Consider the following 11322-nt stretch of genomic DNA (forward strand, 5'->3'; position numbering starts at 1 on the left):
TTGTTCTCCTCCGGGTTAGAGTAAGGCGACGGCCAGAATAATCGCGGTAGCCACGATAGTCACAACCCACAGCGCCTTAATGACTGGCCCTGGACCCATTTTTTCACTATTAACGATAATATTGGCAGCCTTTGGTGCCAGCTCAAACCAAGTTTTGGTATGTAAGACCGCAGCAAATAACGTAATGATGTTAATGAACAACACCAGCGGGTTTTGCAGGAATCCAACAAAACCTTCCCATCCAGCCGGGCCGCTTTTCAGCGCGAACACACCGTAAATCAGCAGAACACTGAACCACACTGCTGGAACAGATGTGCCTTCACGTAACATATAAAAACGATAGAAACCGAGCTGTTGCCACCAGTTCGGGGCCATGGTACGGACGTAAGCTTTACGTTTAGTAGTCATTACTGTTTCCCCTCCCTTATTGTGGTTTCAGCATGGCGATCATGAAGTCTTTTGCGCTCTCGACCTTGCCTTGCTGGATAGCAGCAGCGGGGTCAACATGCTTAGGACAAACTTCTGAACAGTAGCCGACAAAGGTACAACTCCAGACGCCGTTGTTCCCGTTGAGCTGAGGCATACGTTCTTTCTTGCCGTGGTCGCGAGTGTCCAGATTATAGCGGTGCGCCAGTGTGATGGCTGCCGGGCCGATAAACTCAGGGTTTAGACCAAACTGTGGACACGCGGCATAACACAGACCGCAGTTAATACAGCCGGAGAACTGATGGTATTTTGCCATCTGAGCAGGTGTCTGCTTCGTCGGGCCATCTGTCGCTTTGCGTTCATTACCAATGATATAAGGTTTTATGGCCTCCAGACTCTCAATAAAGTGAGTCATATCAACGACTAAATCACGCTCGATTGGGAAGTTACCCAATGCCTCGACTTTCATGCCTGCGGTGTATTCGCGCAAGAAAGTCTTACAGGCGAGTTTTGGCACTTTGTTTACCATCATGCCACACGAGCCACAAATCGCCATTCGACATGACCAGCGATAAGATAAGTCCGGTGCCAGGTTATCTTTGATATAACCCAGCGCATCCAGCAGAGAAGTCTGCTCATCGTATGGGACTTCAAAGATATCGAAGTGAGGTTCGCTATCACATTCCGGGTTATAGCGCATGACTTCCATTTTCAGGACTTTCATATCAGTCATTCGCCTGCTCCTTATCCTTTAAATCTTTCGCATCTTTCGCATCTTGTGCGGTGGCTTCACCACCATAAACACGTTTTGCCGGTGCCAGCTTGGTAATTTTTACGTCACTGTATTCAAGGCGTGGTGCACCACCTGGAGTATGGAAGGCCAGCGTGTGTTTGAGGAAGTTAACATCATCACGCTCGGTACAACCTTCATCCAAACGCTGATGCGCGCCACGGGATTCTTTGCGGTTCAGTGCTGAATGGGCCATACATTCCGCCACATCCAAGCCGTAGCCAAGTTCAATGGTGTACAACAGGTCGGTATTAAATACACTGGAGGTATCGGTGATTTTCACGCGTTTGAAGCGTTCTTTCAATTCAGCCAATTTATCCACAGTTTTCTGCATCAATTCCGGTGTACGGTAAATACCGCAACCTTCTTCCATTGACAGACCCATCTCATCGCGGATTTTTGCCCAATTCTCAGTCCCTTCCTGTTTCATCAGGTTACTTAGGCGGGTTTCCACATCACGTGTCTGTGCATCAAGTGCACTGCCGTTTGCCGGATTGCTTTCCATGGCGCGCAGTGCCGCTTGTTCGCCAGCAACGCGACCAAAGACCACCAATTCAGCTAGTGAGTTGGAACCTAAGCGGTTCGCACCGTGCAGGCCGACAGAAGAACATTCACCGACAGCAAACAGCCCTTTGATCCGCGTTTCACATTGTTGGTTGGTTTCGATACCGCCCATGGTGTAATGCGCAGTGGGGCGTACTGGAATCGGTTCTTTAACTGGGTCGACACCGACATAGGCTTTTGCCAATTCGCAGATGAACGGTAAACGCTCAAGCAGTTTCTTCTCACCCAGATGGCGCAAGTCCAGATAGACCACATCGCCACGCGGTGTCGCAATAGTGCGGCCAGCGCGCCATTCATGCCAGAAGGCTTGCGAGACTTTATCGCGTGGGCCTAATTCCATGTATTTATTTTTTGGCTCGCCGAGTGGAGTTTCAGGCCCCATGCCGTAATCTTGCAAATAACGATAACCATCTTTATTGACCAGAATACCGCCTTCACCACGGCAACCTTCGGTCATCAAGATACCTGAGCCAGGCAGACCTGTTGGGTGATATTGCACAAATTCCATATCCCGCAGCGGAACACCGTGGTGGAATGCCATCCCCATACCATCACCGGTAACAATACCACCGTTGGTGTTATAACGATAAACGCGGCCTGCACCGCCGGTGGCCATGACCACTGCGTTTGCACGGATTTGTACGCGTGTCCCTTCCATCATATTCATGGCAACAACACCACGAGCCTGGCCATCATCGACCAGAATATCTAGCACGAAGTGTTCATCAAAACGTTGAATTTGCGGGTATTTTAAAGATGTCTGGAACAACGTATGCAGCATGTGGAAGCCAGTTTTATCGGCAGCAAACCACGTACGTTCGATTTTCATCCCACCGAAGCGGCGAACGTTAACAGAGCCATCTGGTTTACGACTCCATGGGCAACCCCAGATTTCTAGCTGCGCCATCTCTTCTGGGCAACTATGGACAAAATGATCAACAACATCTTGTTCGCATAACCAGTCACCACCGGCTACAGTATCGTGGAAATGATAGTCAAAGGTATCGTGGTCCTGTGTGACAGCGGCTGATCCCCCCTCGGCGGCCACGGTATGGCTCCGCATCGGGTATACTTTCGAGATCAGAGCAATCTTCAGCTGAGGGTTGGCTTCCGCTGCGGCTATTGCTGCACGTAAACCAGCTCCCCCGGCCCCGATAATGGCAAGATCGGCGTTAAAGGTTTGCACTGCGCTTCTCCATTGTTCAAGTGAAAATCCTATACCCTTCGTACTTGGGTAAATAAAAGTGAATCTCTATTCTTAATCGGTTTTTTAATATTATTATTTGGCTAACGTAATAGCCGTTAACGAGAACGATGGTATTAAGAATAGCTATTTCTTACTTTTTGTATGGGAATAATTATACCTAATGCTAAGTAGTAGAAATTTGATGTGATCGATTGTTTTGTTTTATTTGAACCGCCTCAGCGGCATTACTAACAAAAACGTGATCCCAAACAGCATCTGTTGGGTAAAAGTCATTTTTTCAGAGTGAAATGCTGAATTGGCGGCAGGAATCTGGCAGATGATTGACAGATTTGTCTGAGTGAGGAGATGCGAGTAGACTGCACCCCCTGTTTGATTTCGGAGTTAACCACCATGAGCGAAACGGCAAGCTGGCAGCCGAGTGCACCTATCGCCAATTTGTTGAAGCGCGCAGCAATAATGGCAGAGATCCGGCGCTTTTTTGCCGATCGTGGCGTATTAGAAGTTGAAACGCCAACCATGAGCCAAGCGACAGTGACGGACATTCATTTGGTCCCATTTGAAACCCGATTTGTTGGCCCGGGCGCTGCCGATGGTTTGACGCTGTACATGATGACCAGTCCGGAATATCACATGAAGCGCCTGCTGGCGGCGGGAAGTGGCTCTATTTATCAATTAGGGCGCAGTTTCCGCAATGAAGAGGCTGGTCGCTATCACAACCCTGAATTCACTATGCTGGAATGGTATCGCCCGCATTATGATATGTATCGCTTAATGAATGAGGTTGATGACCTGTTGCAGCAAATTCTGGATTGCAACAGCGCAGAAACCTTGTCTTATCAGCAAGCATTTTTGCGTCATCTGGATATTGATCCCTTGTCTGCAGATAAAGCGCAATTGCGCGAAGCTGCGGCAAAACTGGATTTAAGCAATATTGCGGACACAGAAGAAGATCGCGATACGCTGCTGCAATTGCTGTTCACTGTCGGGGTTGAACCCCATATTGGCCGAGATAAACCGGCGTTTGTGTATCATTTCCCCGCTTCGCAAGCATCCTTGGCGCTGATCAGTACCGAAGATCATCGAGTAGCAGAGCGCTTTGAGGTTTACTTCAAAGGCATTGAGCTGGCGAATGGTTTCCATGAACTGACTGACGGTGATGAACAACTGCAACGTTTCGAGCAAGATAATCGCATCCGTGCTAAACGCGGCTTGCCACAAAACCCGATCGATATGAACCTGATTGCTGCCCTGAAACAAGGCCTGCCAGATTGTTCAGGCGTAGCACTAGGGGTTGATCGTTTGGTGATGTTGGCGTTGGGTGCAGAGAAGTTGAGCGAGGTTATTGCGTTTCCTGTCGATATCGCCTAATTATCCTTCGTCCTTGACGCCGCAGCAGTGTTGGCCGCACTCACTCACCCGAATCACTTGACTCTGTAAGCTCATCGGGATGAGTTCGCTAGCCGCCTTGCTGCAACGCCAATGACTTTGGATAACATCTTGTATCTTACAAACTACCCGGTGTACGGGTGCGGTTTGAAGAAACCACTCGCCCACGCCCCAGAGTTTCCAGACGAGCTTGGAATGGTGGGAATGGCAGCGTAATACCATGCTCGCGGTAACCGGCCAGAATTAACTGGTGGATCTCATGGCGCAGCGGCATGCGATGGCCCATTTCAGCGGCGTAAATACGCAGTTCGAAAATTTGAATTCCTTGTTGAAGATCAACCAAATAGACCTCCGGTGGCGGGTTATCCAATACTAGCGTACAACGTCGTGCGGCGGTCAGTAAGACCTCTGTCACTTCCTCACTACTGGTTTCCGCTGGTGCTGGCACGGTCAGTACCACACGGGTAATAGAATCCGACAATGACCAGTTAATGAATTGCTCGGTAATAAAGGCCTTATTCGGCACGATAATTTCTTTGCGATCCCAGTCTGAGATGGTGGTTGCGCGGGTATTGATCTTGGTCACGCTACCGGTGAGTTCACGAATAGTCACGGTATCGCCGATACGGATCGGTTTTTCAAACAAGATAATTAAGCCGGAGACGAAGTTGGCAAAAATCTCCTGTAAACCGAAGCCCAAACCTAAACCGAGTGCTGCAACCAGCCACTGGAATTTTGCCCATTCGATCCCCAGCATCGAGAAACCGATCAAACCACCAAATAAGATCAACAGATATTTGGTGATAGTAGAAATGGCGTAACCCGTTCCCGGAGTCAAATCCAAGTGCTGCAACAGCGCCAGTTCCAGTAAGGCAGGCAAATTTCTCACCAGTTGGGTGGTCACAATCATCACCAGAATAGCGATCAGCAAGGATCCCATGGTGATCGCTTGCACCGACTCAATGCCATTAATGGTGGATGACACATCCCACAGACGAATGTTTTCCAGGAAGCCGAAAGCGGAATGAATCTCAGACCACAGGACGATCACTGAAACCAGTGCGATCATCGTTAGAATTGATCGCACCAACCGCAGAGACTGGGCACTGATCACATCCAGATCAATGACCGGTTCTTCCACATCAATCGACCCTTCGGTGCTGTTATTGTGCGGGGTATCTTCTTCGCCACGGGCGCGTTGCGCCAGAATGTCGGCACGCCGCTGCTTGGCACGGTCAAAGGCGATACGGCGGCGCTGAATCAGCATCCAGCGGCGAATAATGTGGTAAACCACTAACAGGAAGAACCAAATGGCGACCGAGGTCTCTAGACGCGCCAGCAGCGCTTGCGAGGTGGTGAGATAACCGAGCGCTGATGCTAATGCAGCAATCAACGGTGCCGACAGCAACAGCCCCCATAGCGCCACGTTAACAATATTCTCACCAGAACCTTTCTTGTCCAGATAAAGCGGGATACCAGCCCGTTTCAGGCTGTTGGTCACTAGACTTAAGGCGATACACAGTAAAATAAAGCATAACCGGCCAAGGGTTCCGGCGAATTCACGGTCGTTATAATTCTCGAAGGTAATGAGCGCCATCATCAGCGGAATAATTAACCACACTGACATGCGATAAAAACGCATAGCACGCCCTACTTGCGCTGGTGACCAGCGGAAGTGGGTGATAAACAGGCCATGCGGATGAGCAAACGCCGCGCTTATCATAAACACCCATAGCACCGGAACGGTCGCCGTGACCGCATTGCCAATAGCGATAGCCATCGGGAATGACCAGGCATTTTGCAACCCATAACCGACAGCCGACCATAAGACAGGGAGCGGCAGCGCTATCAAAATTGACCAGAACACGGTACGTAATGTCAGAGAGAAATGGTCTTGTGTGACCTTGCCCACACGGCTGCTGGCACGCTCTAGGAAAGCATGATAGTGGCGACGGGAGCTAATACTGAAGCCGACAAACAACAGAGCACCAATAATTGGTAGCAATGTTTCTTGGCTGGTCATCATCATCGCAAACGCCTTACTGAGCTGCGAGAGTGTATCTAACGACAGTAATTGGGTAAGGTCATGGGCGACGTTAATCGGATAAGAGAGTGATATTGGGCTAACGTCGGCGACCCAAAACAGATAACGGTGGGTCGCTTCGCGCACTTCACTCAGCGCATCCACTAACTGGCTATTCGCCACTTTCAGCTTAGTCAGCTCCAGAATCTGAGTGTCATAGCCTGAGAGGAGGGAGTTGAGCAATTCGCGCTGTGTGCGCCATTGGGCATCCAAAATCCGCTGCTGTTCTGTGGTGAGCGGCTGGCCATCGTCTTGCATTAATTTAACGTTCTGCTGCTGTAATTTCTCAAGCATGTCTTCATATTGCAGGCGCTGAACCCGCAATTGAGCCATATCGCGGTCTAGCTGCTGAGATTTTGGGACGTCAGGTAGTCTGGCAACCTGTGCCCGCAGTGCTTCCCCCAAGGCGGTTGACACGCCTAACCACTGAGCCTGCTCACGAATGGTGCTAAGTGCCTGCCGGACTTGCTGCGTCTGTGATACCGCCTGACGCTGCTGTGATGAAATGAGATCAATGCGCTGGGCTTGCTGATTCAGTGCCTGAGATAACTCGCGGTTTATTTGCAACTGCTGAGTAATCGACTCAGGTAAATCTCCGCCTTGTTCGGCCAGCAATTCTGTACGCTCAAGTGCTTGTTCTGCAGCCTGCTGACGCTGATTATTCAGATTGTTACGTAAGGTCTGAAGCTGGGCGTCTACCCGTTCCTGACGCTTTTTGTATAGCTCGGCACGTAGCCGCGACAGTTCCTGCCGGTTGTTAGCGGAAAGCTGGGACAGCTCCAACTCATTGGCTTTTGCTTTGCGGGCCAAGGCTTCCGCTTGCAGTAACGCAAACTGAGCTTGTGTTACCGGGGTTGTGGGGCTGCTTTGCGCCTGAAGGCGAGAGCTGATTTCGGCCAGAATGCGTCGGGCTTCTGATTGTTGCTGTGGCAGTTGATTGAGAGATTCACTGATTTCCCGTGCGCGATCTTGCTCTTGTTGAGACAGACGGCTCAACTCTAACAATTGACTGCTGATTTGCAGCACTTGCTGTTCAAGTTCGGACGTGGACATATTACTGGGAACAGGTAGAGGTTTATCCCCTTCTTGTGCCAGTTGCTGACGTAATTCACGGGTCAGCTTGGGGAAGTCATCAATGGCTTTTTGATACTGCTGGGCGCGGATATCGGATTCTTTCGCATCCGCTAGCCAGCTAAGAGCCCCTTGCAGCGCTTGAACAATTTCTGCCTGATTAGTCATCCCTTTATTGGCTTCAGCCTGTTTCAGCTCTTGTCTGAGCTGCTCTTCATTAGGCTGCGTTGCCGCCTGTAGCGGCAGGGACAACAGCATGAAACACGACAGTAATAGGCCAAAAGACCAGGAAATTATTAGGCGCAAGTAGAGGCTCCTTTACATCAATAACGTCGTCAGCCGAAAGCTAGCACGGTGGTGTCGCGGGGACGGCTTCAGCGAGCACTTCACCCATGCGGGTAACAGACCCACTGTTTAGCTGTGGCGCTAAATACACTTTGCCCTCAGCAAACAGATTAATCACTGTAGAGCCTAATTTAAAGCGGCCCATTTCTTGCCCTTTTTCCAGCGTTATAGCACCTTCAGTACCTGCTTGTGGGTAAGTCCAGCGGCGAATCACACCTTCCCGTGGTGGGGTAATGGTGCCTGCCCAGACCGTTTCTATACTGCCTACGATAGTTGCACCCACCAAAATCTGTGCCATCGGACCAAAGGCGGTGTCGAAGATGCAAATGACGCGCTCATTACGGGCGAACAGGTTGGGAACATTCGCGGCGGTCAGCGGATTGACCGAGAATAAATCGCCGGGAACATAAATCATTTCACGCAATGTACCCGCACATGGCATATGCACACGGTGGTAATCCCGGGGAGCCAAGTAGGTGGTAACAAACTGACCATTCTGGAATTCGGCCGCTAATAAATAGTTACCCGCCAGCAAAGCCTCCAAACTGTATTGATGGCCTTTTGCCTGCAAAATTTGCTCGCCATGAATAGTGCCTAACTGACTGATCGCACCGTCAGCAGGCTGGGCTAACAGATTTTCTTCCGCGACAACTGGACGAACACCGGCGCGAAGTGGGCGCACAAAAAATTCGTTAAATGTACGATAAGCCGAGAATTCAGGATCCTGTGCTTCTTTCATATCGACATTGTAATAGCGGGCAAATGCCTTGATAACCAGCTGTGTTAACCAGCCGCCTTGCTTATCTGCACCCCAGCCAGCCAAACGGGTCAGGCCCTGTTTTGGGAGCAAATATTGTAATCTGATTTTAATACTGTCCAGCACGTAGACCTCTTGGGTAAACGGTAAAATTAAGGGGCGTATTATATCCCCGCTGTTTTTCAAGTTACTGAAATATCGGTTGCCATCACTCGCTCAAGTTATTGAGTTACCTCAATTCCCTGAGCTTGTTTTGTTGCCGCCTACCTGCAACTCAAAATCCATTGGGTATTGCTTTATGCGCCCGCAGGTGAATTTGGGTATGGATTTGTTATTAAGATATCACTTCTCGTCGCTATCTGATGTCTTGCGCGGTTTGGCCTGTTCCATACTTTCCAAAATCCGGTGGTAATTATCAAAACGTTCTTCAGCAATTTTGCCCTGTTCCACGGCTTCACGCAGTGCACAACCGGGATCCGTGGTATGGCTACAATCGCGGAACTTGCAATGACCGAGATAATCACGGAATTCGACAAATCCTTGGGTAATTTGTTCCGGGGCCAAATGCCAGAGGCCGAATTCGCGCACACCCGGTGAGTCAATAACATCACCACCATGCTGGAAATGATACAAACGAGCAGCGGTGGTGGTGTGTTGGCCCAAACCTGAGTTATCGGAAACTGTATTGACCAGAATTTCATTGTCTGTTGGTGGTAACAGCGCATTCAACAGACTGGATTTACCCACACCTGACTGGCCGGCAAAGATGCTGATTCGCCCAGCGAGTGCCTGCTCAAAAGCCTCCATCCCTTCACGAGTTTGGCTGGAAACTTCCAGTACGTTGTAGCCAATACGACGGTAAATATCCATCATGCCATCAACAAATTTACGGCCATCGACATCCAGTAAATCGATTTTATTCAGTACGATTAATGGCTCGACATCCAACGTTTCACAGGCCACGAGATAGCGATCGATAATATTAAGAGAAAGTTCGGGTAAGATCGCTGATACGATAACGATCTGATCGATATTCGCGGCGATCGGTTTCACGCCATCATAAAGATCAGGACGCGTTAGAACGGATGTTCGCTCATGAACAGCTTCGACAATACCTTTAACTCGAACTCCTTCCTGTGCTTGCAGGCCAGGACGCCAGACCACACGGTCACCGGTCACCAGTGATTTGATGGTACGGCGGATATTACAACGGTGCTGAACACCATCGGCGGCCTCGACATCGGCATGCTGACCGAAACGACTGATGACGATACCCTCTTGCGGATCGCCAAGCTGAGAGTCATCTAACTCAGGTTTTCTATCAGTGCGTAGCCGACGCTGATGGTTAGCCTGCACACGTCGTTGTTGACCTTTGGACAGTTTATTCTTGCTCACTGCGCCTCACTTGATACCTTGCGGACTGAATGTTACTGGGAGGTTAGCGATATTCGCTGCAACACCAAGTTCTTTGTGTATATCGCTCGTTGCGACCAAAAAGGCTATGATACACATTATTTTATCAATTAACCGTTTGTTCGGTTATCTCCCCAGCTAACAGGCAGGAAATATCATGGCAGAAAATCAAAATAATCTGATCTGGATCGATCTGGAAATGACCGGTCTTGATCCTCAGCGGGATCGGATCATCGAGATTGCCACCCTAGTCACTGACGCGAACCTTAATATCTTGGCAGAAGGCCCGGTGTTGGCAGTTCATCAGTCTGATGAACAACTTGGTCTGATGGATGAGTGGAATGTGCGCACTCACACGGGCAGTGGTTTGGTACAACGGGTGAAAGCCAGCCCTTTCAATGAGCATGATGCTGAATTGCAAACGATTGAATTTCTTAAGCAGTGGGTCCCAGCAGGGACGTCACCGATTTGTGGCAACAGTGTGGGCCAAGATAGGCGCTTCCTATTCCGATATATGCCCGAGCTTGAAGCTTACTTCCATTACCGCTATTTGGATGTGAGCACCTTAAAAGAACTGGCTCGCCGCTGGAAACCTGAAATTTTGCCTGGTTTTAAAAAGCAAAACACGCATCAGGCATTAGATGATATTCGTGAGTCCGTTGCTGAGCTTGCTTATTATCGTGAACATTTTATTCAGCCTTAATCCCCTTCATCCTTGAAACCACAGGGGGGTTAGCTGCGCACACTTACCCGAATCACTGACTTGGGTAAGCTCATCGGGATGTGTGTACTTGCTGCCTACCTGTGGTTCCAATGATTTTGGGGAGTATCCCCTTCGCCCTTGAAACCACAGGGGTGTTAGCTGCGCACACTTACCCGAATCACTGACTTGGGTAAGCTCATCGGGATGCGTGTACTTGCTGCCTACCTGTGGTTCCAATGATTTTGGGTATATACTGTATTTTTCCTATGAATATTATGTTCGGCTTAATAAATTAGTCCTGATGATGTTTTATTTTACTGGCAGTGCTGGCAAAATGTTCACATTGCCGATTTAATCAGCACTTAAACCGAAAAATGATTTTTTTGCTTTCAGGGGCTTGCGGCAAAACGGATTTCTCGTATAATGCGCACCCCGTACCGATGAAGAATTCGCAAGCTTGCGCAAACAGATTCAGTACAGAAAAGCAGGGCACAGAGCGGGAATAGCTCAGTTGGTAGAGCACGACCTTGCCAAGGTCGGGGTCGCGAGTTCGAGTCTCGTTTCCCGCTCCAAATTT

8 protein-coding genes and 1 tRNA gene are annotated in these 11322 nt (G+C 49.5%); 3 read left to right on the plus strand and 6 right to left on the minus strand.

Features of this window, described 5'->3' with window-relative positions:
• Positions 1 to 15 precede the first annotated feature (15 nt).
• Genes frdC through frdA form a run of 3 tightly spaced genes read right to left on the minus strand, consistent with a single transcriptional unit; the run spans position 16 to position 2966 of the window.
• Entirely contained in the window at positions 16 to 408 is a 393-nt protein-coding gene (frdC, locus tag HUZ92_RS18145; protein WP_050099759.1) for a fumarate reductase subunit FrdC, read from the minus strand.
• A gap of 16 nt (positions 409 to 424) precedes the next feature.
• Positions 425 to 1159 carry a succinate dehydrogenase/fumarate reductase iron-sulfur subunit gene (locus tag HUZ92_RS18150; protein ID WP_050099760.1) on the minus strand — a complete coding sequence of 245 codons (735 nt, stop codon included), beginning with the start codon at positions 1157 to 1159 and terminating at the stop codon, positions 425 to 427.
• Positions 1152 to 2966, minus strand: coding sequence for a fumarate reductase (quinol) flavoprotein subunit (gene frdA, locus HUZ92_RS18155; protein ID WP_050295936.1), 1815 nt, complete (start codon positions 2964 to 2966; stop codon positions 1152 to 1154). The genes HUZ92_RS18150 and frdA overlap by 8 nt, the downstream gene beginning before the upstream one ends.
• A gap of 411 nt (positions 2967 to 3377) precedes the next feature.
• On the opposite strand from frdA, the gene epmA reads away from it, so the two are divergent.
• The gene (epmA, locus tag HUZ92_RS18160; protein ID WP_050099764.1) at positions 3378 to 4355 is read left to right on the plus strand and encodes an elongation factor P--(R)-beta-lysine ligase; all 978 of its coding nucleotides are present in this window, start codon (positions 3378 to 3380) and stop codon (positions 4353 to 4355) included.
• Between the two features lie 136 nt (positions 4356 to 4491).
• Here epmA and mscM read toward each other — a convergent pair whose 3' ends face one another.
• The 3 genes from mscM to rsgA form a co-directional block, all read right to left on the minus strand.
• Positions 4492 to 7833: a miniconductance mechanosensitive channel MscM gene (gene mscM / locus HUZ92_RS18165; RefSeq protein ID WP_164908403.1), complete on the minus strand. Its 3342-nt coding sequence runs from the start codon at positions 7831 to 7833 to the stop codon at positions 4492 to 4494.
• A 40-nt stretch (positions 7834 to 7873) separates the two neighbouring features.
• Positions 7874 to 8755 (minus strand): archaetidylserine decarboxylase, encoded by an 882-nt coding sequence (asd, locus tag HUZ92_RS18170; protein WP_050099768.1) that lies wholly within the window; start codon positions 8753 to 8755, stop codon positions 7874 to 7876.
• Positions 8756 to 8971: 216 nt separating this feature from the next.
• Positions 8972 to 10024: a small ribosomal subunit biogenesis GTPase RsgA gene (rsgA, locus tag HUZ92_RS18175; RefSeq protein WP_145579443.1), complete on the minus strand. Its 1053-nt coding sequence runs from the start codon at positions 10022 to 10024 to the stop codon at positions 8972 to 8974.
• A gap of 175 nt (positions 10025 to 10199) precedes the next feature.
• Here rsgA and orn point away from each other — a divergent pair, with 175 nt between their 5' ends.
• A complete protein-coding gene (gene orn, locus HUZ92_RS18180) occupies positions 10200 to 10745 on the plus strand; it encodes an oligoribonuclease (RefSeq protein ID WP_050099771.1) in 546 nt (181 codons plus the stop codon).
• A gap of 496 nt (positions 10746 to 11241) precedes the next feature.
• Positions 11242 to 11317: transfer RNA gene (locus tag HUZ92_RS18185), tRNA-Gly, on the plus strand.
• Positions 11318 to 11322 lie beyond the last annotated feature (5 nt).

This window comes from Yersinia vastinensis, assembly GCF_902726565.1.
Lineage (GTDB): Bacteria > Pseudomonadota > Gammaproteobacteria > Enterobacterales > Enterobacteriaceae > Yersinia > Yersinia vastinensis.